Here is a 23,542-nt window from a genome sequence, read left to right as displayed (position 1 = left end):
AACAGTGAAATGGACGACTCATAACGCGGCTTCCCAAATGCCAAGAACTACAATGAACCCTCAAATTCGCCCCCAAACATAATTGCTTCCCATGCTGACTATCGGTTATATAACATATTTAGTGTACAACAGTAAAGGAGATACCACTCCTGACTTTACAGAACAATTGGCTAAATAACATACCTGCTACACAACATAACTATAGTAACCCTCATAAATAATGCATATTGATTCAGCCCATCAGGCGTGAAATCCTGCGTCAGATATCTTCCTTGTCTTTCGCACTCTGCTGAACTGTCTCAAATACATTAATTAAGAGATTTGCTATAAATATAAACCCTAAGAAAACGCATAACAACATGCAACAAAACAGCGCAGAAAAATATTTTATTGGGAATGCATTTGCAGGGGTCTTAGATATTCTTAGTTCTCAGAAATCTGCGTTATGAGCCGGCTGCATCACTGTCTGAGCGAAGTTTGCAACGGAGCGAGTTTGACAAGACGGCTCATGCCTTTAGCAGATTTCTGAGAGCTTAGAATATCTTAGACCCCGAAACCGCACTCCAAATAAAATATTTTTCTGCGCGTCCCTTTTGCCATTCACACGCTACATCTTACGAAACCTCTCATACCGTTCCTGTGCGATCTGTTCCCCACTTTTACCAGCTTGTTTCTCCAGGAACTGCTTCATTCTGATCTTCATATATTCTGCAATTTCCGGCAAATTCTCCTCACTTGCAGGATATTCCTCCGGTATGATCCGTTCAATGATTCCCAGTTCTTTCAGATGAGCCGCCGTTACTTTCATGACCTCCGCAGCTTCCGGTGCCTTTCTGCTGTCTTTCCAGAGAATGGATGCAAAGCCTTCCGGTGAAAGGATGGTGTAGGTTGCATTTTCCATCATCCAGACTTCATTGCCGACTGCAAGTGCAAGTGCACCGCCACTGCCGCCTTCACCAATTACAACCGAAAGAACCGGCACCTTCAAATCGGACATTTCCAGAAGATTCCTTGCAATGGCTTCGCCCTGTCCCCGTTCTTCTGCTTCCAGTCCACAGAATGCCCCCGGAGTGTCTACAAATGCAATGACTGCACGTCCAAATTTCTCTGCCTGTTTCATCAGTCTAAGAGCCTTTTTGTACCCTTCCGGTGATGGCATTCCGAAGTTACATCTGATGTTTTCTTTTGTAGTATGCCCTTTACGGATTCCGATTACTGTAACGGGCTGTCCGTCCAGTGTAGCAATGCCACCGATGATGGCATTGTCGTCTCTGACACCTCTGTCACCATGAAATTCCATGAAATCATCAAAAATGGCATCAATATATTCCGCTGCTGACGGACGGTCACTGCTTCTGGCAATCTGGACTCTGTCCCAGGCTGTGAGATTTTTTTGTTTCTTCTGCTTTTTCTTTTTGCCAAAAGTATCGAAAGATCTGGCAGATGTTTCCTGTGGAAATTCTCCGTAACATTTTCTGGTATCATGCAGTTTCAGGATCAGCGAAAGAACATCCCGCATAGAGCCTCGTTCAACAATTCCGTCGAGAAATCCATGTTCCAGAAGAAATTCCGGTCTCTGGAAGCCATCCGGCAGTTTCTGACCTATGGTCTGTTCAATGACTCTCGGGCCGGCAAATCCGATTAGGGAGCCTGGTTCTGCAAGGATAATATCTCCAAGCATGGCAAAGCTTGCTGTAACGCCACCGGTAGTCGGGTCTGTCAGCACAGATGTGTAGAGAAGCCCTGCCTGGGAGTGACGTTTAATGGCTGCGGAGGTTTTTGCCATCTGCATCAGTGATACGATTCCTTCCTGCATTCTGGCACCGCCGGAGCAACAGAACAGAATGACCGGAAGTCCCTGTTTTGTTGCTTCTTCAAATGAGCGGGTGATCTTTTCTCCCACTACATAGCCCATGGAAGCCATGAGAAATCTGGTATCCATGGCTCCGATCACTGTACGGATTCCTTCGATGGTGGCTTCTCCGATAAGAATTGCCTCATCAAGGTGTGTTTTTTCCTTCAGATTCTCGATTTTCTGCGGATAGTCCGGATAGTCCAGGGGATTGCTGTTGTCAATTCCTGTGAACCACTCTTTAAAACTTCCTTTATCTGCAATCATTTTGATGCGGCGTTTTGCGCTGATTCTGAAATATCCTCCGCATTTCGGGCACACATAGGCGTTGGATATTACGTCTTCTCTGTAAACCATTTCTCCGCACTTGGGACATTTAATCCATAAACCCTCAGGTACGGAAACAGATGCGGCCTGTTTATGCCGGTCTTCTGAAACTGTTTTCTTAAAAAATCTCTTTAAGTCTGCCATTAAAATCCTGCTCCTTCATGTAACCCAATTTGATGTTGCTTTCAGACAACAAAACAACGTTAATAACTATTACAGCGAATATTAAGTAACTGCTATATTGACTTGTCTGATTTTTCATCTGCATCAATATAGCAGAAACTTAATTTTCGCTATACTATTAATCAAACTAATTCTATCAAAAATTATTTTATCGATTCGCTTATCAGTTACCTTTTAATAAATCTGTAATTTCTACTGAACTATAAAGTATATTTACACCAGATTTCCTTTTACAACTCCGGATAATGCTGTGGAATGAAATCAGTTGTAATGTTTCCATCCTGAAAATCCGGTTGATTAAGAAGCTCATACAGAAAATCCACGTTAGTTTTTACTCCTTCGATGGCAACTTCTCCAAGTGCACTGATCATCTTTCGAATGGCACTGCGGCGGTCTTTGTCATAAACAATGATCTTGGCAATCATAGAATCATAGTAGGGCGGGATTGCGTAGTCATTATAAACTGCTGTATCCACGCGGATTCCGTTTCCACCGGGAAGATGTAAGTCAGTGATCTTACCAGGGCATGGCATGAAATGTCTCTCAGGATCCTCGGCATTGATTCTGCATTCCATGGCATGACCGCGGATTTCTATGTCTTTCTGCTGAACGCTTAACGGTTCACCTGCCGCAATGCAGATCTGCTCTTTGATCAGATCTACACCAGACACAAATTCTGTTACCGGATGTTCTACCTGGATTCTGGTGTTCATTTCCATGAAATAAAATTCTCCGGACTGATCCAGAAGAAATTCTATGGTTCCTGCACTTTCATAGCCTGCTGCCTTTGCTGCCCGTACTGCTGTCTCACCCATTTTCTTTCTCAGATCATCAGAGATTGCGATACATGGAGACTCTTCGATCATTTTCTGGTGACGTCTCTGAACAGAGCAGTCTCGTTCTCCCAGATGAACTACATTTCCGTATTTATCCGCAAGAATCTGCACTTCAACATGTCTGGGATTCTCCACAAACCGTTCCAGATACATGGTATTATCGGAGAAGGAATGGACCGACTCCTGCTGTGCTGTCTCAAACAATTTGGCAAATTCCTGTTCATTTCCGGCTACACGCATTCCTTTTCCACCGCCGCCTGCTGATGCTTTAATCATGACCGGAAAACCGATTTCCTTTACAGCTTCCAAAGCCTGCTCTACTGTGTAGACCGGTTCCTTTGTGCCGGGAACTACCGGGACTTTAGCTTTCCGCATTGTGTTTTTCGCCTCAGATTTATTTCCCATTCTGGAAATTACTTCTGCGGAAGGACCTATAAATGCCACATTACATTTCTCACACATTTCCACAAAACGGCTGTTCTCTGAGAGAAATCCGAATCCCGGATGGATTGCTTCTGCTTTTGTGGCAATGGTAGCACTTAAGATTCGCTCCATGTTCAGATAGCTGTCTGATGACTGTGCCTTTCCGATGCATACTGCTTCATCTGCAAGCTGGGTATGCAGGGCATCTCTGTCTGCTTCTGAGTATACAGCTACTGTGCGGATTCCCATCTCACGACATGCCCGGATGATCCTCACTGCAATCTCACCACGATTGGCGATCAAAATTTTATTAAACATCTGTTATGCTCCTACTGCAAAAGTCAGCTCTGCGATCACTGCTACCTTACCGTCCTGGTTTGTTGCTTTTGCTTTTCCCACTCCCATGGGACCTTTTTCCTTAATGATCTCTACTTCGAGAGTAAGGGTATCTCCGGGAACTACCTTGTTCTTGAATTTTGCATTGTTGATCGATGCAAAATATGCGATCTTTCCTTTATTTTCCGGTTTACTCAGAATTGCAACTGCACCTGTCTGCGCAAGCGCTTCAATGATCAGAACTCCTGGCATAACCGGTTCCTGTGGAAAGTGTCCTGCGAAATGCGGCTCATTATAGGTAACACATTTCTTTCCTGTTGCCTTCACACCCGGCACCAGTTCTTCAATAGTATCAATCAGGAGGAACGGGTGTCTGTGGGGAATGATCTCCATGATTTCTTTTGTTGTAAGTTTCATAGTTTTTTACCTCCTTCTTCTATTCTATCACAAACATCGGCTGTCCGAACTCTACCATCTGCTCGTTTTCTACAAGGATTTCTTTTACTGTACCATCAAATTCTGATTCAATCTCGTTCATCAGCTTCATTGCTTCCACAATGCCAAGGACCTGACCTTTGCTTACTTTATCTCCTACTTTTACAAAGGGGGGATTTTCCGGAGAAGATGCTGCATAATAGGTACCTACAAGAGGAGATTTTACCACACTTCCTGTCTGTACTTCATCGTTAACAGCATTGACGGATTCTACATGTACAGCCTGCTGCACTACCGGCTGATACTGCTGAGCATCTGCCGGATCAGTATTGACTGCCATCTGCTGTACAATTGTTTTCTCTTTTGACATGGAAATATTTAAGGTATCGTCCTGCAGGTTAAATTCTGTGAGATCTGAATCGCTGACTGCGTGGATCAGTTCTAATATATTTGCCAGTTCCATTTATTTCCTCCTGCTGAAATAGCTATATTATAAGATCACTGTCGTATATTGTTTTCAAAATCACCATACCATTTATTATCTGCGTGATCAGTCTTCGTACTTTTTAATAAGTAAGGATGCGTTATGTCCGCCAAAGCCAAGAGAATTGGTAAGTGCATATTTGATATCCATCTTTACATTACCGTTTCCTACATAATCCAGGTCACACTGTTCATCCGGCACCTTATAACCAACAGTCTGATGGATCAGGCCTTCCTGAAGTTCTTTTACACAGGTGATCACTTCCACTGCACCGGCAGCTCCCAGAAGATGTCCTGTAATAGATTTTGTAGAATTTATTTTCATTTCTTTTGCGTGTTCACCAAATGTTTTCTTAATGGCAATTGTTTCAAATAAGTCATTATGATGTGTGCTTGTACCATGTGCATTTACATACCATACATCATCTGTGGAAATTCCTGCTTCTTTTACAGCCCATTCCATAGCTTTGGCAGCACCGGAACCGTCCTCTGCAGGGGATGTAATGTGATAAGCATCTCCTGTTGCACCATATCCGACAACCTCGCCAAGGATTTTCGCTCCACGTGCTTTGGCATGCTCCAGTTCTTCCAGAACTACCACGCCGGCACCCTCACCCATTACAAAACCGCTTCTTTCTTTGTCAAAAGGGATGGAACATCTCTCAGGATCTGTGGATGAGGTCAATGCTGTCAGTGCCGCAAAACCACCAAAGCCTGTTGGTGTGATAGCTGCTTCCGTTCCACCTGCAACCATAACATCTGCATCAGAGCACTGAATAGTACGGTATGCTTCTCCAATGCTGTGGGTTCCTGTTGCACAGGCAGTTACAACATTAATGTTCTTTCCGCGGAGTCCAAACTGAATGGAAACATTTCCGGATGCCATATTGGAGATCAGAAGAGGAATCATTAGAGGATTCAGTCTTCCTGGTCCCTTTGTGTTGAGAATTTCGCAGGATTTCTCTACCACCTGCATACTTCCGATACCGCTTCCCACGCTACAGCCTACACGGAAGGGATCTTCTTTTGTCATATCCAGTCCGGACTGCTCAATAGCTTCTTTTGCTGCTGCTACCGCATACTGGCTGAAAAGCTCCATACGTTTTGCAGATTTGAAATCCATATAATCCTTTGGATTAAAATTGTTGATCTCTGCTGCCATATGCGCTCTGTAATTTGTAGAATCAAAACGTGTTACTTCTGCAAAGTTTGTTTTTCCTTCTTTTACGCTGTTCCAGAATTCTTCTACACTAAGGCCTACCGGAGTGATTGCTCCCATACCTGTAATTACAACTCTTCTCATTTTGTTCTCCTTATTTATACGTTCATACCGCCATCTACGCTGATGACCTGTCCTGTAATATAGTCTGCTTTGTCTGATGCCAGAAATACCGCTGTATTTGCAATATCCTCCGGTTTTCCGAAACGTCCCAGGATAATCTGCTTACATGCATTTTCCCTGATTTCTTCTGAGAGCACTCCTGTCATCTCTGTTTCTACAAATCCAGGTGCAATGGCATTTACCGTAATTCCCCGGCTGCCCAGCTCTCTTGCCATTGTTTTTGTCAGACCGATCACACCTGCTTTGGATGCAGCATAATTTGCCTGGCCCACATTTCCGAGGATTCCGGAAACAGAAGAAATATTGATGATCTTTCCACATCTCTGTTTCAGCATCTGACGGGCACTGTGACGGATTGTATTGAATGTACCTTTCAGGTTTACATTAAGTACAGAATCAAAATCCTCTTCTTTCATTTTCATAATCAGACCATCTTTGGTAATTCCTGCATTATTAACCAGAATATCAAGGTGTCCGTATTCTTTAACTATATCTTTGATCATTGCTTCACAGGCTGCGAAATCACTGACATTGCATTTATATATGGAAGCTTTTCCACCGTTTTCTTCGATGGTCTGTTTTACTTCCTTCGCTCTCTCTTCAGAACCATTGTAATTGATAACCACCTCTGCACCTTCCTTTGCAAGAGCAATAGCAATGGCTCGTCCGATTCCACGTCCTGCACCTGTAATCAGGGCAATTTTATTTTTCAGCATTTTACAGACACTCCTTTCTCACTTCATCCAGATCTTCTGTTTTCTCAACATGTAATGCTTTTACATTTCTGTTGATCTTTTTGAGAAATCCTGTCAGAGTTTTTCCCGGTCCAATCTCAATAAACGTATCTACACCATCATCAATCATCTGTTCTACACACTGCTGCCAGCGCACAGAGGATGAAACCTGGCTGACAAGCAATTCCTTTACCTGCTCCGGTCCTGTCACATACTGTGCAGTTACATTTGTCACATAAGGTACTGTAAATGACTGGATTTCTACCTTCTCAAGTTCCTGTCCCAGTTTTTCCCCTGCGCCTTTGAGAAGCTCACAGTGAAATGGGCCACTGACTTTAAGAGGAATCACACGTCTGGCGCCTGCTGCCTTTAATGCCTCCCCTGCTGCTGCAACTGCTGTCTCCTCGCCTGTGATCACAATCTGTCCCGGACAGTTATAATTTGCAATGGATACAATTCCCTGTGTCTCATTGCAGATTTTTTCAATCAGCTCTGCATCTGTTCCAAGAACAGCGGACATTGCACCACCTGTAGGATATGCCTCCTGCATAAAAATTCCTCTTTTTCGCACTACAGTAAATGCATCCTCTTCCTTCATAACACCGGAGGCCACCAGTGCTCCGTATTCTCCAAGGCTCAGTCCAGCATTTACCTGAGACCTGATTCCGGCTTCCTCTACAGCTCTTAAGATTGCAATTTCTGCTGTCAGCATGGCAATCTGTGTATATTCTGTAATATTTAATCTGTCATTCTCTTCAAAGCATAAAGCTTTCACATCAAGTCCGGATGCTTTTGATGCGCTTTCAAATACTTCGCGGCTTACAGCATATTTTTCATAAAAATCTTTCGCCATTCCTGTATACTGTGCACCCTGTCCCGGAAATACAAATGCAATTTTAGACATATCATTTTCCTTTCCTTTATTTTTATGTTTATATCAGATGATAACAATTTGTTTCTGATTGCAAATTATTTTAGTTTAAAATATTTTGATATTCAAATTATAATGTCAAAAAATTCTCCCCGAAGCCATCTCTGGCTCCAAGGAGTTATTTGTCATTTCTATATGATTAAGCCTCTACGCCTTTGTTTTTCAGATAATCCATAACAGCTCCGACTGTTGTTAAATCTGTAAGATCTTCAGCCGGGATCTCAATATTGTATTCATCTTCCAGAGCCATAACCAGCTCAAACAGGTCAAGTGAATCTGCGCCAAGATCATCCTTAAAAGAAGTTTCAGCAGTAATTCCTGCTGCATCACAATTTAACTGCTCTGCGATCATTTCACTCATTTTTTCTAACATAATTTTCTCTTCTCCTTTAATTCAAGCCCCGGAATGCTTCTCTTTTTCCTGCTCCGGTTATCACTTGTTTTTTATTATTTTGTTAAGCAGATGATGATTCTGCTTTTTCTTGTTTTCAACCTTATCATCCGTCAGACCAGTAAATACGTCTCATTTATTCAGATTTGGTTTTATCGGGATTGATTACTTTGATGTTCAAAGTATATATTCTTCCCTCCTGTTTGTCAAGCACTATTTTATTACATTTTTTATTCCTCAAATTTAATCTGCCTTGCCACACTCAGCGCAAGTCCCATCTCTGCCATAAGGAATACGATCGACGTACCTCCATAACTGATAAACGGAAGAGTGACACCTGTATTCGGCATAAGGTTTACAACAACCGCAATATTAAGAATAACCTGCAATGCTATGTGAATAAAAATCCCACTGACCATAAGTGAGCCAAACATATCCGGTGCATTCTGTGCAATAACAAACAGCCTGTATAACAGATATGCATAAAGCATCAGCACGATAAGACCTCCAAAAATCCCCAGTTCTTCACAGATAATTGAAAAAATCATGTCATTCTGTGCCTCAGGTACACTTCCCAGCTTCTGAATACTGTTTCCAAGTCCTCTGCCAAAAAATCCTCCCGAGCCAATCGCATACAATGCCTGAATTGTCTGATACCCCCAACTGTCCGCATATTCTTCCGGATGAAGCCATACCATGATTCGTCTCAGACGAAAGCTTCCACTTCCATCAACACTCACTGTTGCATTCAGAAAAATGACTCCGATCACTGCCAGCGCAATAACAACACCTGCAATAATAATAAAAATCTTAATATCCGGGTGAGCCACAAAAATCAGTCCTGCAGTAATACAGAAAATAATAATTGCTGTACTCAGATTGTCCGTAAATACATATGCAGCCAGTGCCAGTCCGCCTCCCACAACAGCAAGAACCATACAGCCCTTTAAGGTATGGACTTTCTTTCCCATATGCACGATCATATATGGGAGGCAGACAATAACTGCTATCTTGGCAAGCTCTGCCGGCTGGAACTGAACCGGTCCAAGATTCAGCCATCTCTGGGCACCATGAGAAGACTGCCCCAGCGGTGTTTTTACCAGTGCCATCAACACCAGTGCCGCTACATACAAAGCTGTGCTAAAACGGTTCAGTATCCGATAATTGAGCCTGGAAATGATCAGTGCCATGATAATACATGCCACGCTGATGATGGCCTGTTTTTTAAAAAAATACATGTCGCTTCCGTAATTTATCTGAGCCATATAGGAGCTTGTACTGTACAGCATGATAAGCCCAAAACAGGTCAGCAGTACAATAACTGCTACCAGACTGTAATCATAATAATCTGTTTTTGTTTTTCGACGCGCCCTGCTCTTGGAAGATGCTGTTGAATACGACTTTTTTTGTGATTTTGTATTTTCCATTTAATCACCTGATGCTTTCTTGTTTTCTAAAATTCCCATCTGACTTTTTTATTATAACAGAAAGCTTTTTCATAAGCAATGGGGCAGTTGCCTGATTGCATCTGCCCCATTTTAGATAAGTCTGGCTGTTCATCTTTCCCTTATTCTGTATGTCTTATAGCAATCCTCGTAAATAATGCATTTAAGACAGTTCAGCAGAGTGCGAAAGACAAGGAAGATATCTGCAGGCGTGCTGACGCACGGCAAAGATATCTGACGCAGGATTTCACACTCTGATGGGCTGGATTAAGATGCATTATTTTAGAGGATTGCTATAAGTTTATGATATCTATTTCTCATCATCACTGATTTCAATCGGGTCAGATTCGAAAATAAATTTAACATTTCCGTTCATATCGCCGGATCTGTCTGTGAATGTTGTGTACATTACATCGTCAGACTGGATTACCTCAAATCTGTCAAGAATATCCTGAAGATCTCCGTTTACTGTATCATCCAGTTTCTTAATACCTTCTTTATAGAATTTCTTCTGTCCTTTGTTCAGTTCTTTTGCTCCGTCATTCAGATTGCTGATACCATCTTTAAGCTGATCACTGCCATCAGAAAGCTTATCCGCACCATCCATTAATGTCTGAGTGCCGGATACAAGGCTGCCTGTTCCTGATGCAAGGGTCTGTGCTCCGGATACAAGTGTCTGGGTTCCTGATGCAAGCTGAGATGCTCCGCTGTTTAATGTAGAACTGTTCGAAGAAAGCTGATCTGCTCCGCTGTACAGTGTTCCACTGTTAGATGCCAGAGTTTCCACGCCACTTGTAATCTGACCTGTTGCAGAATTGATCTGAGACATACCACTGGTCAGGCTCTTTCTTGCGCTCTTAAGAGTCTTGGCTCCTTTTAACAGTGTCTGTGCATTAACATTATTTTCGCCCTGAAGCTGTGCAATTCCATCTGTCAGTGTCTTTCCGGAACTAAGCAGTGTATCTGCGCCGGAAATCATCTGTTCTGTGCTTGCTTTTGCAAGGCTTTCATATCCACTCTGGAGAGATTTATTTGCAGTAGTCAGCTGATCAGAGCCTGCTTTCAGCTGATCGATTCCCTGCAGCATTTCCGGAAGCTGCTGTCCAAGTCCGGTAAATAATGTACTCATCTGATTTACTGCTGTAGCAATCTGGGTTCCTGACTGAGCAAGCTGGGTTCCACTTGCTTTTAATGTGCCATCATTAGAAGTAAGCTCTTTTGCACCTGCATTTAACTGTGATACAGTTTCCTGCACTGTCTTCATTCCCTGAGTTAATGCCTGTAATTGCTGTTTCATCTGTTCAACACTGCTGTTGACTGCCTCTTCCTGTGCATCTGCTGTTGATTCCGCACTGGACGCAGATACCCTTAAAGCGTCTGCTGCTGACTGCAATGCTGACGTATCAGGTGCGGAGGCTGTAATTGTGGATGTATCAATATTAGATGCACTGTCCTCAGCTGCCTGAATAGAACCTAACGCACCATCAATCGCAGCTTCTACAGCAGCTGCTGTTTCATCATCCATATTGCTGGTATCAATATTATACAAAGCAGATTCTGCTGCTTCTAGCTGACTGCTGACTGCTGCAACTCCTGCATCTACAGAAGATGCATCTACAGAAGCCTCTGCGGAATCACTGATCCAAGATTCAATTGCATCTGCCTGACTGTTCATGGTTTCAGCACTGTCATTTAACTGTCCGGACATTGCATTTGCACTTTCTTCTATTTCTGAAGCTGTGGAAGCTCCCATGTTTTCAAGTGAGCTCTCAAGCTGGCTCAGTCCTGATGCAAGCTGTTCTACACTTTCAATATACTGGCCAACTGCAGAAGTGTAATCAGAAACGCCTGTTGTATAAGCCGTCATGCTGTCACTGAAATTAGCAATCTGATCTGCATCGATTTTAGATGAAAGAGCTGTCATTTTTTCTACAGCAGTCTGGATTCCATTTACAGCAGTATCAATTCCCGGAACAACCTGACCAATCCCATCCACTAAACTCTTGATACCACCAGCATACTGACCCACACCGCCTGCAAGCTGATTAACTCCTGCAATATACTGCTGCATTCCGTCTGTCAGAGTAGTTGTTCCTGTTACATAACTCTGCACACCGCCTGCAAGCTGATTGCCGCCTGCAACATATGCATTTACACCATCGGAAAGAGATTTCATTCCAGCCTCATATTCAGCCATCTTGCTGTCCAGTGTATCTACTCCTGCTGTATATTGTTTGATTCCATCTGAAAGTGTGTCTGCCCCTGCTGTATAAGAGGAAACACCACTGTTTAAAGTCTGTGCCCCTGTATTCAGTGTCTGTGCTCCGCTGCTTAATTCCTTTGCTCCGTCATCCAGTTCTTTTGCTCCGTCATTCAGATCACTGACACCACTTTTCAGAGTTCCGATTCCATCATAAAATTCTTTATATTTGTCATTGAGTTTATTGGTTCCATCATAAAGATCTTTGGTTCCGTCTACCAGTTTTACTGCTGCATCCGTCAGATCTTTCATTGAGTCCTTCAGTTCATCCAGTCCATCCACATCATCCAGATTAATATCTTTGAAAATGTCTGTAAGTGCTACGGTAAATGTAGAACTCATCTCACAGTCTGTAACATCTGCTTCCACTGTAAATTTCTCAGGGATATTCACTTCATCTGCAATATCAGAAGACATATCCAGACTTTCTTTCATTCCTGGCATACCAAAACCGACAACAACATTTCTGCTTCCGTCAGAAATAACCTTACCGTTATCTACTGTAACATTGGAGAAATTATCTGTAGAAAGGATCATTCCTGTCACCATAACAAAGGGTGAATAAATATCAGTCTTTTTGCCATTCACTGTTTTGGTTGTTTTAGAAGTATTTGTATATGTCACTTCCATTTTCAGATGTCCTGTCTTTCCTGCCAGAGCTTCCGGAGAAACCTCAGTTCCATCCATATAATATTTAATTCCTACGGAAACCGGGAGATTTTTCTCTGTCTTTCCCTGATAATAAATATCCTTTCCATCAGTACTCCAGGTCAGATCATTTCCGTTCTGAGTAAATGTTTCATCACCTTTTACGTTTTTTATATCCTGAAGATCAGAGGCATCTTTCACCTCAGAATTGGAACTGTCTCCGGAATTTTTCAGCCAGTCAGATACTGTGACATCCGTTACTTCTCCTCCGGCAGTTGTATTTACATAAACGGTTTCTTCTTTCTGCAATCCATTATCACCTGTTGAAGCAGCTGCCATTACAGTACCTGCTCCGAGAACTACAGCCATTCCTGCTGCAAGCGTTGCTGCAGCTGCTTTCTTTCTGTTTCTGTTCATAATAACTTACTCCTTTATTCTATCTCTTTACAATAAGCTTCTTTTTAAAAATCCTGAATCACTGTTTCTTCTCTTTTGCCGGTTTCTTCTTGGCAAATCCAATAGATGTGTGGCAGATGAGAGAATCAAATATCATAAACATAGCCGGAAGTATAAACAATACCACCAGTGTACTGATCACAGCTCCACGTGAAAGCAGGTTTGTGATACTTCCGATCATATCTACCTGTGTATAAAGACCAACTCCAAAAGTTGCCGCAAAGAAGCTGCAGCCACTGATCACAATTGACTTCATGGAAGTTTTATGTGCGATGGCAATGGATTCTTTCTTACTCTTTCCAAGACCACGTTCTTTCTGGTATCTGCTGGTCATAAGGATTGCATAGTCAACAGTAGCTCCCAGCTGGATACAACCGATAACAATGCTTGCTACGAACACCACTTCCTTTCCCTGATAATAAGGAACGGACATATTGACAAAAATCGCAAACTCAATAACTGCAACCAGAATAAACGGAAGCGAAATGGATTTAAACACAACCATGATAATAATGAAAATTGCCAGGATAGAGATAGTATTTACAGTCTTTAAATCCACATCCGTAACATCCTGAAGATCCTTGGTCAGAGGTGCTTCTCCGATTACCATAGATTCCGGACTGTATCCTTTTACAATCTTCTGGATCTCATCAATCTGATTGTTTACCTCGTCTGTGGCTGTTTTATATTTGGAACAGATAAATTCCATCTCGTACTCATCGCTTTCCAGCATCTTCTTCAGATTACTTGGGATCATGGTATCCGGGAATGCCGCACCTACGAAAGAGTCCATTCCAAGTGCCCATTTTACACCATCAACATCCTTGATCTGGTCAAGCATTTCTGTTTTTTCTTTTGATGTCAGACCTTTCTTTAATAACACCATATGAACATTATTCATATCAAAGGTTTCCTGAAGTTTGGCATTTGCCACATTACTGTCCAGCGTGGAAGGAAGTGACTTGTCAATATTGTAGTAATTCTTCAGATTGTTATTTCCATGAATTGCCGGGAAAAGCATTACCAGGAAAATGATCAGCCATACTTTATAATGCTTTGTAATAAAAGCAGATGCCTTATCAAAGCTTGGAAGCAGCGGCTTATGTGTTGTTTTTTCAATGGCTCCGTCAAAAGTAAGCACCAGAGCAGGGAGCAAAGTAACACAACACAGAACACCGATAACAACTCCCTTGGCCATTACGATACCCATATCACGTCCAAGTGAGAAGGTCATAAAACAAAGTGCGATAAATCCGGCTACTGTTGTAATAGAACTTCCGATTACAGATTTGAAGGTTGCATTGATGGCATGTGCCATAGCCCTCTCTTTATCACCCTCAAACCGCTTCTTATTCTCCTCATAACTGTTCAGCAGGAAAATGGAATAATCCATGGTAACACCAAGCTGCAGGACTGCTGTCAGTGCCTGAGTGATGTATGAAATCTGACCAAGAAAAATATTACTTCCAAGATTATACAAGACTGCAACACCAATGCAGAGCAAAAACAAAACCGGAACTACCAGAGAATCCATTGCAAGGAGCAACACTATCAGAGAAAGGCAGGAAGCAATCACAACGTAAATCGGCATTTCCTTAAGTGCGATCTGTTTGATATCAGTAACAATGCCTGTCATTCCACTGACAAAACAGTTCTTTGAAGTAATCTTACGAATCTGCGTCACAGCTTCCATGGAAGTTTCTGATGATGTTGTATTATCAAACAACGCGATCATCATAGTTGCATCTCCGTTAAAAAATGCCTCTCTCAAATCCTTCGGAAGCATTTCTACAGGAACGGAAACATCCAGGACACTGTCATACCACAGTACTTTTTTCACGTGATCAACTGCTTCGATTTTCTCTTTCAGAGCGGCTACATCCTTCAGTTCCATATCCTCCACCACTATCATGGAAAAGGCTCCCATCCCAAACTGATCTACCATAATGTCCTGTCCATCAACTGTCTCAAGGGTATCCGGCAGATAACTCAGTACATCGTAGTTGATTCTGGTCGCCGCCATACCGAGATATGAAGGAATCAGCAATGTAATTCCGATGATAATGATCAGTATCTTGTGTTTTGCAATCCACTTTCCTACCTTAATCATCTTTTTCTCCTCTTCTTTCTTTATTATTGATACTGTTTGATCATTCTATGACCAACAGTCATTTTTTATTTCATGGAATGTTATATAACAAAAATGACTTTCAGTCAATAATCATTCTTCACAATTTGTCTAAATTTTTCCAGAACAAAAATGTAATATTGACTTTCAGTCATTTTTGTTTAAAATAGTAATTATATATGATCACAATATAATTACAAAGTAAGCTTATGTTGCTGTGAACAGTAAGACGCTTATTGCTTTTCGCAAACTCCGCAGCGGGACTTACCTGATTCGGTTAAAATGTTATGTATACAATAGAGGAAGGAATGAATCTGAAATGGGAAAACTGGAGCTGAATAAAAAGAAGAAAAAAGATGCTCTTTTCAACACTGCCTTTGAACTTTTTACGACAAAGGGACTTACCAAAACTACAATTTCAGATATTGTAGATCAGGCCGGGGTTGCCAAGGGGACTTTTTACCTCTATTTTAAGGATAAATATGATATCCGGAATAAACTGGTTTCCCACAAGACCGGAGAATTATTTTTCCGGGCCCATGAGGCTGTGCAGAATGCACATATCAGCGAATTTGACAGGCAGGTACATTTTATTATAGATTACATTCTTACTGAGTTGAATAAAGACCGTACTCTCCTGCTGTTTATTTCAAAGAATCTTGCCTGGGGTGTCTTCAAGGGTGCTTTTGAGGAAAAAATGCCTGACGACGAATATAATTTTTATCAGTCCTATCTGGATATGCTTGCTCAAAGCGGACTACATTATAAAAATCCGGAACTGATGCTCTTTACGATCATTGAGCTGGTAGGTTCCACCTGCTACAGCTGCATTCTGTATCAGCAGCCTGTATCTCTGGCTGAGTACCGTCCTTATCTGCACAGGACTATTTCAGGAATTATGGAAACTTTTTCACAGGATCATACTACATGTGAAGTTTTGTCTTCCGACACTAAAACACATGTGGACCATACAGCATAATCACTATGGCAACCCTCATAAATGATACATTTAAAAAGATTGCTGTAAAAAAGGCAAGCCTCCGGAGGTTTGTCTTTTTATAATTTGTAGGTTTCCAGATCATCAGGAATCCAGAGATTTCCTTTATAGTACTGTCTGCCTTCTTCTGTGTAGAGCTCCTTTCGTCTGGAAATATTTTTATCCTCTGTATGATACAGAATCAGATTCTCTGCTTCCAGTTTCTGTGCCAGCTCACAGGCATCCTTTACAGTAGAATGATGTTTCTCATATGGTTTGAATTTATCTGCCTGAGAGAACAGACAGAATGCTTCATGAAGAAGCCATGTGCTGTTTTTGGCATATTTCTGTTCACATTCATTATATGGCTCATCTCCACAACAGGTCAGCTTCTTTCCCTCTGCGTACTCCATGCAGAACCCAAACTGTTTTGCCTTTGTAGACAGAATATCAAAAAATGTCACCCTGTGTCCCAGAATCGTTCTATCTTCTCCGTCCTTTACTTCTTCCAGATGGACTTTGTCTCCGATAAATTTCGTTTCCTTTGGTGTGAGAAGCATCTCTGCCATCTGTTTCAGCAGGCTGATCACTTCATCATGTCCATAGATAGTCACTTCACCGCCAAACTGTCCTCTTGCCATTCCCTGACAATACATACGAAGCATCCAGATGATTCCAAGCAGATGATCGATGTGTTTATGTGTCACAAATATAGTGCTGATTTCTTTCCAGCTGATTCCTGCGTCCTCCAGCTGCTTCAGAATTGTATTTCCGCCACCTCCGTCTATCATAAAATATTCTTTATCTTTATTTAGCACAAAACAGGTGTTATAGCATTTCGTCACCTTTGCATTTCCGGTTCCCAATATTGTAAGTTTCATCTTTATGTACCTCCCGACTTTCTTTGGATGCTGACACTTAGAAGGCAGCAAATATTTCCTATATATAATAACATATTCGAAAACAAAAAGAAATCTGTCTGTCAGACGATATGAATCTTCGTTACTGTTCACTCCGTTCACAGTAACTTAGCCAAAATTCATTCCAGATTGCCTGCGGCAATGGAATTTTGGCTTGTATGTCTCGGGATTTTGGCATATTCATGCCAAAACACCTCGCGGGATAGTGGTATGTGAACAGTAACGAATCTTCACTATGGCAATGAAATTTCGACTTGTATGAGCACGGTTTTATGAGCATGACATAAAATATAATGTAAACAGTTTTCAGAGAAAGGAATTATATATGGAAAATTATCGGATGGGATGTTCCGGCAACCGCCCTTATAACCGTACCTGCGGTATGAATATGCCTCAGCCTTCAAATAGAAATATGAACAGTTCCGAATGCTCTGTCAGAAACACGACAGGCTGTAGCTGTACTATACCGGGTGTCAAAGAAAAAAAACATGAAATGTTTTCGCATCTTCAGTATCTGGAACCTGCAATGGCATATGTTCCCTGCCAGAAGTTTACAGAGAATTTCCCACTGCAGTATGCATTAAATGTAGGAACCATTTTCCCACAGTTATGCAAACCATTTTGTGGAAAGAGAGGTATTCGAAGATGAAAACAGATTGCTCCCAAAAACAGTTATTAAACCGTATCGATCAGGTCAGTTTCGCAGTCAATGATATGACTCTGTACCTTGACACACATCCCTGTGATGAAAAGGCTCTGACTTACTGTCACGAACTTGTGCAGGAACGAAAAAAGCTATTAAAAGAATACGCCGAAGCATATGGTCCCCTGATTATTGACATTACAGATCAGACCGGAGAATCCATCTGGAAATGGATGGAACAGCCATTCCCATGGGAAAAGGAAGGAGCGTGCAGATAATTTATGTGGAATTATGAAAAAAGGCTTCAATATCCGATCAATATCACACAACCCAATGCCAAAATTGCACAGTATATCATGAGCCAGTACGGTGGCCCGGACAGCAATACCCTATAATATAAAAATACCGAAAAATGACACAATATCTTATGGGTAAGGGTATTCATTGTACCCATACTCTTTTTTTATTTATATTTACTTTAAATCGCAATTAAGTCTTTCCAAGTAGCAGATCCGCAAATACCATCCACTTCCAGAACTTCTTTTCTGGATTCCTGATAAGCTTTCAGAGCGTAAATCGTGTTTGCATCTGCTGTCCATGTAAGTTTCAGGGCTTTGCCGTTTTTGCCTTTAAAGCCTCTGGCTCTTAATATTTCCTGTAAGAGAAGCACAGATGTATTTTTGTCTCCTGCTTTTACTGTCTCTGGGTTAAACATGTAGCTGCCTCCTTCTGGGTTTGTTGTCTTGTCTGTTTCATCTTTATCTGCAGATAAAACAATTGAATAGTCCGGTGTACAAAATTTTGTCCCCGGAAGATTACTGTTGTAATAGCTCTTCTGGCAGACCCCGCCACCATTTGCCACGATACCGGATGCTCCGGAAGTATTTCCCTCAATCGTCCAGAACCTGTCTCCGGTTACTTTTGTTACAAAGCCGGTGTGGGTAAAGGTACCTCCGTATTTAAAGATAACAATATCTCCAACTTTTGGATTGGCATTTTTTACAAATAAGACGCCTAAGGTTGGGCAGTATACATACGGCCAGTGTTTTAAGAGTTTCTTTGCATTATCCAGACCAAAAGCTTTCATGAAACACCAGGAGATAAACGCTGCGCACCAGGGCTGCCCCTGATAGGATGGTTTTATATCTCTCCAATATTTTGTATAGTTTGCTGATCCGGCATTTCCAGTCTTGCTGTCAAGCTTACTGTTATTTTTCTTTTCCAGGTACCCGATCTCTTCTTCTGCAATTCCCAGAACTACGTTGATAGCTTCACTCTTTGTCATGACTGTGTTTTCCTTTTTTATATCTTTTGCTTCGTTATAATCTTTGTAAAATATATTTCTATCTACAGTTCCGCTGATGCCAGGTATCTTTGCTTTACTGGAATACTGCCAGCCCACACCAAAGTCCGGCCGGAGTCGTTCCTGTAAAGTACCGTTATCTGATGCCGGATAACGTGCAATCCAGAAATCGTATTTTTTCAGATGGCTACAAATTACATTCAGGTACCAATCCACATTGCAATAAATACCAAATTTATATCCCGCTGCCGTGATAATCTTTTCGAATGCTTCTGCCAATTTATGGATCTGTTCAGCTCCGAGGCTTCTCTGATTATTCCATTCCAGATCCAGCCAGACCGGATACTGCAGTTTTCGCCCGTTCAAAACTTCCACTACTTTTCTGGCTTCGCTCTGTATCTCCGCAACTGTCATGGCATAGGAATACTTATATGCCCCAACCGGGATATTGTATTTCCGGCATTCAGAGAAGTTCTGCTCAAAGTAGCTATCTATCACGTTTCCCGCTTCTGTAATCCGCAGGATTGCGAACCCCATGCCGTAATCAGCAACTGTTTTCCAGTCAATTTTCCCTTGCCAGGCAGATACATCAATTCCTCTTATTTCCATGTCCGTCTCCTTTCATAGAGCGAAAAGGGATGGTTTCTCATCCCTTATTCGTCTTTATTTGCCTGTTTTACGATCTGGTTCACGTATGTAGAAAGACCGGCAATCAGTATTCCCTGTGTAATCGCTGTAAAAATTGCCATTGCAATATCCTGTCCGGTACCGCAGGTGCAGGTGGCAAACACATAGATCGCGCAGATTGCAATGCTGATTCCGCCAAGGATAAGCGGGATGTACTTATCCTTTACTGCCTGTGCCTGTTTGAGTGCCATTCCTACGAAATATAAGGCAATAGCTACTACGATGAGTTCCGGTTTTACATAGTTTGTGATCTGTTCCATAATCATTCTCCTTTTCTTTCCAGGTCTTCTATTCTATGATTCGCAACCTTAATATGTTCCTCCTTTCTCCGCCTTAACCGGCGGCTTTTCTTTCGTAATTCATATTCAGAAAAATTATATCCTGTCTCTGGATGAGCAGGCATTTGATTTCTTCTTCTGACATATCACTGGCTTTATGCTGAATTCCATTAATACGGATATTTCTTGTTACCAGTTTTAATTCTGACATCTTCCTCACCTCTTCTTTATGGTATGGGAAATGATATGTATGAGTTACTGTTTATACAAATTTAAGCAGTTTGTCGAACGACTTTCGTTGACTCTCCTCTCATATGCTCTTATCCTGTAAGTACAGAGTAGTGACCTACCCGAGTACATACGATCGGAATGTCCTCAATAGTAAGTTTCAACAACTGTATTGCTTTACAAATATCTATCTGCTTCCATGAACACATTCCATTCATCTTTAGTGACAATATGCTCTCCGACCATCCCATTGCACTTGCGAAGTTCGACTGAGTGTTAAAAATCTCCACGATTCTTCCTCGTAGCTTGTTATAATCGAATGCCAACTTGATACCTCCTTTCCGGTTCAAGCTTTTGAATTATCTGTGTAATATCACGTCGTCCATTTTCTGTCAACATAAAATTCAATTTTTTTAACTTTTAGGTTTTTATTATTGAACTTTTGCATAATATGTGTTATATTTCAATTACGAAAAGGAGAACATTATGAAGAAAGAAAACACTGCAATTCGTTTAAAAACAATAATGAATATGCGCGGACTTCGGCAGGTTGATATTCTTAATCTGACTGTTCCATATTGTCAAAAGTATAGTGTAAAAATGAATAAGTCAGATATAAGTCAATACTGTTCTGGAAAAACAGAGCCTAACCAGGAAAAGCTTTTTATTCTAGGAAATGCATTGAACGTAAGTGAAGCATGGCTTATGGGTTTTGACGTTCCTATGGAAAGAACTCCCTATAAAGCAGAATCTGTTCAGAACTCTTCCGTCTCTGCTCAGTGCAAGGAAATCATAGAAATCTGCAATCAGTTGTCTCCTCATAACCAGAGAAAGGTTCTCGCCTACTCTAAGAACCTTCTCTCCGCCCAGCAGATGGAAGAAGATCTTCTTGCAGCTCATGCCCGGACGGATGTTGAGCAAACACCCGAAGGTGTTCAGCATGATTTGGATATTATGAATGATGATTCAAAATGGGAGGAATGATATGGCATTAGATATATTGGAATTGCGTAAACTATGTATACCTAAAAACATTCGTATTACACTCCACGCAGCTAAAAGGCTGGAACAGCGTAGGATATTCTTAAAAGATGTAATAGCCTGTATTATGAATGGAGAAATCATCGAACAATATCCAGATGATTATCCTTACCCCAGTTGTTTAATTCTGGGGATGAGCATCGAAGATAAATATCTTCATGTAGTCATCGGAAATCACGAATCGGATTTGTTCCTTATAACAGCTTATTTCCCCAGTTTTGATAAATGGGAATCTGATTTCAAAACCAGAAAGGAGAATGCATAATGACTTGTTTTTACTGCAAAGGTAATATTGAATCTTCTACAACAACTTACATGACTGATTATCAGGGATGCTATATCATTATCAAGAATGTTCCTTGTGAAAAGTGTTCTCAATGTGGGGAAGAATACTTAAATGGTGAAACACTTGAACGAATTGAAGAAATTATTCAAAAAGTTAAAGGTATGCTGACTGAAATTGCAGTTGTTGACTACAAGCAAACAGCTTAGAGAGAACTGTTTTATTTTAATCGCTAAAGGGGTGATCCCAATTGAATTACGAACAATTACTGACTGCTGCCGATCAAGAAGGGTTACTTGTTAAAGAACAACCTCTTACTGAACATGATGACCTGATCCGGGCAGTCGCATAGCAATCCGAAAGGATATAGAAACACAAGCAGAAAAATCCTGTGTGCTTGCCGAAGAAATCGGGCATTATCGCACCAGCTCCGGAAACATTTTAGACCAGAATAAGGTAGAAAGCCGAAAGCAGGAATATCGAGCTCGGCTTTATGGGTATAATCTAAAGATTGGACTTACCGGTCTGATCAGCGCTTATGAAGCAGGATGTGGGAATCTTTATGAGATGGCTGAATATCTGAACGCTACGGAAGAATATTTAAAAGAGGCTATACAGTGTTATCATTCTAAATACGGTGTATACGCTGTTGTTGATAATTATGTTATTTATTTTGAACCATTTGCGGTGATACATATGATTTCATCAGCAGATTAAAGAACGGAGCCGTTATTACCAGATTCGCTATTGGAAGAATATAGAGATTTTACTATTGAACAGATGTCTAGAATGACTGGATATCACCAAAAGCTCATAGAACTGCGAATGAGTTCTTGAATACAGGAGGTTTTTCACATGAAAAAGACATTATTAAAATATTTTACAGTTGCCCTAATTACAATCAGCACCATATCTATGCCGCTAACTGTTAAAGCAGCTCAAAAAAGTAACATTTCCATTCGGCCAAATGTAGCATACTCTAAATATGACATCACCGGTGATGGCAAGGCTGATAAAATTCGAATAAATTTCAAGTCGGAATCTTATCTGAACATTGAGGTGAATGGCAAAAAAAGTTTTAGTTTAAACGCCCAAAACATATATCTTGTAAATGCAGATCTTTATACTCTCAATGGAAATAAACATTTTTTGAAGCTAAAATGCCAAGACATTGATAATGATCACATTGATTACGACAAATTATTGACTTATAAATCTGGAAAACTTGTATCTGCTGTCAATTTAATGTCGCATCGTAAAGGTGCTTTCAATGCTCGCCATAATAGTTTTACTCAAAAAGTTGGTGCAAATTACATTCAAATCCGTATGCAGTCAATGCCAGGAGGAGTCGGTTCTATTCAATATACCATAACTTATAAACTTTCCGGAAGCTCTCTGAAGCTTTCCAAAACTACATATCCTGTCACTTATTCCAAATCATACAATCCCCTTCTTGGTGGACAAAATATGTGGAAATGTGCAAAATCATTGAATATAAAGAACGCCCCTAACGGAAATATTATCTATACAACAGATGCTTACGAAGTATGTACTGTAAATAAAATTAAATATTCTGGCGGCAGTGCCTATATATATATCCGGGCTGAGGATGCTGATATTTCTGGATGGGTAAGATGCCCTAATTCCTATACAAGCAGATTTTTTGAAGAATCCCTGTTTATTTAATTATCATTGCATTCAATAATGTCTTCAAAAAGTGCCCTTACTGGTAACAGCAACCAAACATTCTCGTTTGAACAGATGCCTCGAATGACGGGGAATCACCAGAAATTGATTGAATTGAGAATATCTAATAATTCAGATTTAGATCCGAATTATTTAATATTCTTTCACCTTATAAAGACATACATTTCAATGGTCAAAGCATATTTGATGTTTTGGGTTTTCCAAACGATTTGCTTGAACGTTTAAATCAGCTAATCACACAAAAATTCATATAAAAACCGCCCCTG

Annotated in this window: 24 protein-coding genes and 1 pseudogene; 9 read left to right on the top strand and 16 right to left on the bottom strand. The window is 41.0% G+C overall.

Features of this window, described 5'->3' with window-relative positions; all coding sequences use genetic code 11:
• Positions 1–607: 607 nt before the first annotated feature.
• The 11 genes from I4V44_RS01660 to I4V44_RS01610 form a co-directional block, all read right to left on the bottom strand.
• Positions 608–2,323: an acetyl-CoA carboxylase carboxyltransferase subunit alpha gene (locus tag I4V44_RS01660; RefSeq protein WP_196002217.1), complete on the bottom strand. Its 1,716-nt coding sequence runs from the start codon at positions 2,321–2,323 to the stop codon at positions 608–610.
• 269 nt (positions 2,324–2,592) lie between these two features.
• A complete protein-coding gene (locus tag I4V44_RS01655) occupies positions 2,593–3,939 on the bottom strand; it encodes an acetyl-CoA carboxylase biotin carboxylase subunit (protein WP_118408916.1) in 1,347 nt (448 codons plus the stop codon).
• A gap of 3 nt (positions 3,940–3,942) precedes the next feature.
• Entirely contained in the window at positions 3,943–4,374 is a 432-nt protein-coding gene (gene fabZ, locus I4V44_RS01650; RefSeq protein WP_055052490.1) for a 3-hydroxyacyl-ACP dehydratase FabZ, read from the bottom strand.
• Positions 4,375–4,393: 19 nt separating this feature from the next.
• Positions 4,394–4,855 (bottom strand): acetyl-CoA carboxylase biotin carboxyl carrier protein, encoded by a 462-nt coding sequence (accB, locus tag I4V44_RS01645; RefSeq protein ID WP_022381152.1) that lies wholly within the window; start codon positions 4,853–4,855, stop codon positions 4,394–4,396.
• Between the two features lie 87 nt (positions 4,856–4,942).
• The gene (fabF, locus tag I4V44_RS01640) at positions 4,943–6,178 is read right to left on the bottom strand and encodes a beta-ketoacyl-ACP synthase II (RefSeq protein WP_026649079.1); all 1,236 of its coding nucleotides are present in this window, start codon (positions 6,176–6,178) and stop codon (positions 4,943–4,945) included.
• A gap of 14 nt (positions 6,179–6,192) precedes the next feature.
• Entirely contained in the window at positions 6,193–6,933 is a 741-nt protein-coding gene (gene fabG, locus I4V44_RS01635; protein ID WP_118408920.1) for a 3-oxoacyl-[acyl-carrier-protein] reductase, read from the bottom strand.
• Position 6,934: 1 nt separating this feature from the next.
• Positions 6,935–7,855 carry an ACP S-malonyltransferase gene (gene fabD, locus I4V44_RS01630; RefSeq protein ID WP_022381155.1) on the bottom strand — a complete coding sequence of 307 codons (921 nt, stop codon included), beginning with the start codon at positions 7,853–7,855 and terminating at the stop codon, positions 6,935–6,937.
• 166 nt (positions 7,856–8,021) lie between these two features.
• The gene (acpP, locus tag I4V44_RS01625) at positions 8,022–8,255 is read right to left on the bottom strand and encodes an acyl carrier protein (RefSeq protein ID WP_008704123.1); all 234 of its coding nucleotides are present in this window, start codon (positions 8,253–8,255) and stop codon (positions 8,022–8,024) included.
• A 248-nt stretch (positions 8,256–8,503) separates the two neighbouring features.
• On the bottom strand, positions 8,504–9,700 hold the full coding sequence (locus I4V44_RS01620; RefSeq protein ID WP_008704125.1) for an FtsW/RodA/SpoVE family cell cycle protein: 1,197 nt from the start codon (positions 9,698–9,700) through the stop codon (positions 8,504–8,506).
• A 328-nt stretch (positions 9,701–10,028) separates the two neighbouring features.
• Positions 10,029–13,043: a hypothetical protein gene (locus I4V44_RS01615; RefSeq protein ID WP_196002216.1), complete on the bottom strand. Its 3,015-nt coding sequence runs from the start codon at positions 13,041–13,043 to the stop codon at positions 10,029–10,031.
• 58 nt (positions 13,044–13,101) lie between these two features.
• On the bottom strand, positions 13,102–15,192 hold the full coding sequence (locus tag I4V44_RS01610) for an efflux RND transporter permease subunit (RefSeq protein WP_196002215.1): 2,091 nt from the start codon (positions 15,190–15,192) through the stop codon (positions 13,102–13,104).
• Between the two features lie 337 nt (positions 15,193–15,529).
• Between I4V44_RS01610 and I4V44_RS01605 the strand changes: the two genes are divergently transcribed.
• A complete protein-coding gene (locus tag I4V44_RS01605) occupies positions 15,530–16,189 on the top strand; it encodes a TetR/AcrR family transcriptional regulator (protein WP_022381012.1) in 660 nt (219 codons plus the stop codon).
• Between the two features lie 77 nt (positions 16,190–16,266).
• Here the strand turns inward: I4V44_RS01605 and I4V44_RS01600 are convergent, their stop codons facing one another.
• Positions 16,267–17,067 carry an MBL fold metallo-hydrolase gene (locus I4V44_RS01600; RefSeq protein WP_026649085.1) on the bottom strand — a complete coding sequence of 267 codons (801 nt, stop codon included), beginning with the start codon at positions 17,065–17,067 and terminating at the stop codon, positions 16,267–16,269.
• 364 nt (positions 17,068–17,431) lie between these two features.
• Here I4V44_RS01600 and I4V44_RS01595 point away from each other — a divergent pair, with 364 nt between their 5' ends.
• The 3 genes and pseudogenes from I4V44_RS01595 to I4V44_RS01585 form a co-directional block, all read left to right on the top strand.
• Entirely contained in the window at positions 17,432–17,755 is a 324-nt protein-coding gene (locus tag I4V44_RS01595) for a spore coat associated protein CotJA (protein WP_055059535.1), read from the top strand.
• Positions 17,752–18,027 carry a spore coat protein CotJB gene (locus I4V44_RS01590; RefSeq protein ID WP_008704137.1) on the top strand — a complete coding sequence of 92 codons (276 nt, stop codon included), beginning with the start codon at positions 17,752–17,754 and terminating at the stop codon, positions 18,025–18,027. Before I4V44_RS01595 ends, I4V44_RS01590 begins: the two co-directional genes overlap by 4 nt.
• Before the next feature lie 3 nt (positions 18,028–18,030).
• Positions 18,031–18,129 (top strand): annotated as a pseudogene (locus tag I4V44_RS01585) (manganese catalase family protein); the annotation flags it as partial.
• A gap of 98 nt (positions 18,130–18,227) precedes the next feature.
• On the opposite strand, the gene I4V44_RS01580 reads toward I4V44_RS01585, so the two are convergent.
• The 4 genes from I4V44_RS01580 to I4V44_RS01565 all read right to left on the bottom strand — a co-directional run bounded on the left by I4V44_RS01580 (position 18,228) and on the right by I4V44_RS01565 (position 20,571).
• Positions 18,228–19,661: a GH25 family lysozyme gene (locus I4V44_RS01580; protein WP_196002214.1), complete on the bottom strand. Its 1,434-nt coding sequence runs from the start codon at positions 19,659–19,661 to the stop codon at positions 18,228–18,230.
• Between the two features lie 44 nt (positions 19,662–19,705).
• Positions 19,706–19,999, bottom strand: a complete 294-nt coding sequence (locus I4V44_RS01575) for a phage holin family protein (protein WP_020994077.1) — start codon at positions 19,997–19,999, stop codon at positions 19,706–19,708.
• Between the two features lie 73 nt (positions 20,000–20,072).
• Positions 20,073–20,228, bottom strand: coding sequence for a hypothetical protein (locus I4V44_RS01570; protein WP_196002213.1), 156 nt, complete (start codon positions 20,226–20,228; stop codon positions 20,073–20,075).
• 109 nt (positions 20,229–20,337) lie between these two features.
• Entirely contained in the window at positions 20,338–20,571 is a 234-nt protein-coding gene (locus I4V44_RS01565; RefSeq protein WP_118585484.1) for a DUF739 family protein, read from the bottom strand.
• A 160-nt stretch (positions 20,572–20,731) separates the two neighbouring features.
• Between I4V44_RS01565 and I4V44_RS01560 the strand changes: the two genes are divergently transcribed.
• From I4V44_RS01560 to I4V44_RS01540, 5 genes are all read left to right on the top strand, one after another.
• A complete protein-coding gene (locus I4V44_RS01560; protein ID WP_022381007.1) occupies positions 20,732–21,229 on the top strand; it encodes a helix-turn-helix domain-containing protein in 498 nt (165 codons plus the stop codon).
• Between the two features lies 1 nt (position 21,230).
• Positions 21,231–21,551, top strand: a complete 321-nt coding sequence (locus I4V44_RS01555) for a DUF4258 domain-containing protein (RefSeq protein WP_008704144.1) — start codon at positions 21,231–21,233, stop codon at positions 21,549–21,551.
• Positions 21,551–21,778, top strand: a complete 228-nt coding sequence (locus I4V44_RS01550) for a type II toxin-antitoxin system MqsA family antitoxin (RefSeq protein ID WP_008704146.1) — start codon at positions 21,551–21,553, stop codon at positions 21,776–21,778. Before I4V44_RS01555 ends, I4V44_RS01550 begins: the two co-directional genes overlap by 1 nt.
• Positions 21,779–21,962: 184 nt before the next feature.
• A complete protein-coding gene (locus tag I4V44_RS01545; protein ID WP_330380921.1) occupies positions 21,963–22,286 on the top strand; it encodes a hypothetical protein in 324 nt (107 codons plus the stop codon).
• Between the two features lie 138 nt (positions 22,287–22,424).
• The gene (locus tag I4V44_RS01540) at positions 22,425–23,255 is read left to right on the top strand and encodes a hypothetical protein (RefSeq protein ID WP_008704148.1); all 831 of its coding nucleotides are present in this window, start codon (positions 22,425–22,427) and stop codon (positions 23,253–23,255) included.
• Positions 23,256–23,542 lie beyond the last annotated feature (287 nt).

Source organism: Blautia sp. 1001283B150304_161114_C9 (assembly GCF_015668165.1).
Lineage (GTDB): Bacteria > Bacillota > Clostridia > Lachnospirales > Lachnospiraceae > Blautia_A > Blautia_A wexlerae.
This window is presented reverse-complemented; position numbering and strand designations above follow the sequence as displayed.

Bases quoted from the DNA above. Each gene is read 5' to 3' on its own strand.
- I4V44_RS01660 (WP_196002217.1), bottom strand. From the start codon at position 2,323: ATGGCAGACTTAAAGAGATTTTTTAAGAAAACAGTTTCAGAAGACCGG.
- I4V44_RS01655 (WP_118408916.1), bottom strand. From the start codon at position 3,939: ATGTTTAATAAAATTTTGATCGCCAATCGTGGTGAGATTGCAGTGAGG.
- fabZ (WP_055052490.1), bottom strand. From the start codon at position 4,374: ATGAAACTTACAACAAAAGAAATCATGGAGATCATTCCCCACAGACAC.
- accB (WP_022381152.1), bottom strand. From the start codon at position 4,855: ATGGAACTGGCAAATATATTAGAACTGATCCACGCAGTCAGCGATTCA.
- fabF (WP_026649079.1), bottom strand. From the start codon at position 6,178: ATGAGAAGAGTTGTAATTACAGGTATGGGAGCAATCACTCCGGTAGGC.
- fabG (WP_118408920.1), bottom strand. From the start codon at position 6,933: ATGCTGAAAAATAAAATTGCCCTGATTACAGGTGCAGGACGTGGAATC.
- fabD (WP_022381155.1), bottom strand. From the start codon at position 7,855: ATGTCTAAAATTGCATTTGTATTTCCGGGACAGGGTGCACAGTATACA.
- acpP (WP_008704123.1), bottom strand. From the start codon at position 8,255: ATGTTAGAAAAAATGAGTGAAATGATCGCAGAGCAGTTAAATTGTGAT.
- I4V44_RS01620 (WP_008704125.1), bottom strand. From the start codon at position 9,700: ATGGAAAATACAAAATCACAAAAAAAGTCGTATTCAACAGCATCTTCC.
- I4V44_RS01615 (WP_196002216.1), bottom strand. From the start codon at position 13,043: ATGAACAGAAACAGAAAGAAAGCAGCTGCAGCAACGCTTGCAGCAGGA.
- I4V44_RS01610 (WP_196002215.1), bottom strand. From the start codon at position 15,192: ATGATTAAGGTAGGAAAGTGGATTGCAAAACACAAGATACTGATCATT.
- I4V44_RS01605 (WP_022381012.1), top strand. From the start codon at position 15,530: ATGGGAAAACTGGAGCTGAATAAAAAGAAGAAAAAAGATGCTCTTTTC.
- I4V44_RS01600 (WP_026649085.1), bottom strand. From the start codon at position 17,067: ATGAAACTTACAATATTGGGAACCGGAAATGCAAAGGTGACGAAATGC.
- I4V44_RS01595 (WP_055059535.1), top strand. From the start codon at position 17,432: ATGGAAAATTATCGGATGGGATGTTCCGGCAACCGCCCTTATAACCGT.
- I4V44_RS01590 (WP_008704137.1), top strand. From the start codon at position 17,752: ATGAAAACAGATTGCTCCCAAAAACAGTTATTAAACCGTATCGATCAG.
- I4V44_RS01580 (WP_196002214.1), bottom strand. From the start codon at position 19,661: ATGGAAATAAGAGGAATTGATGTATCTGCCTGGCAAGGGAAAATTGAC.
- I4V44_RS01575 (WP_020994077.1), bottom strand. From the start codon at position 19,999: ATGGAACAGATCACAAACTATGTAAAACCGGAACTCATCGTAGTAGCT.
- I4V44_RS01570 (WP_196002213.1), bottom strand. From the start codon at position 20,228: ATGTCAGAATTAAAACTGGTAACAAGAAATATCCGTATTAATGGAATT.
- I4V44_RS01560 (WP_022381007.1), top strand. From the start codon at position 20,732: ATGAAGAAAGAAAACACTGCAATTCGTTTAAAAACAATAATGAATATG.
- I4V44_RS01555 (WP_008704144.1), top strand. From the start codon at position 21,231: ATGGCATTAGATATATTGGAATTGCGTAAACTATGTATACCTAAAAAC.
- I4V44_RS01550 (WP_008704146.1), top strand. From the start codon at position 21,551: ATGACTTGTTTTTACTGCAAAGGTAATATTGAATCTTCTACAACAACT.
- I4V44_RS01540 (WP_008704148.1), top strand. From the start codon at position 22,425: ATGAAAAAGACATTATTAAAATATTTTACAGTTGCCCTAATTACAATC.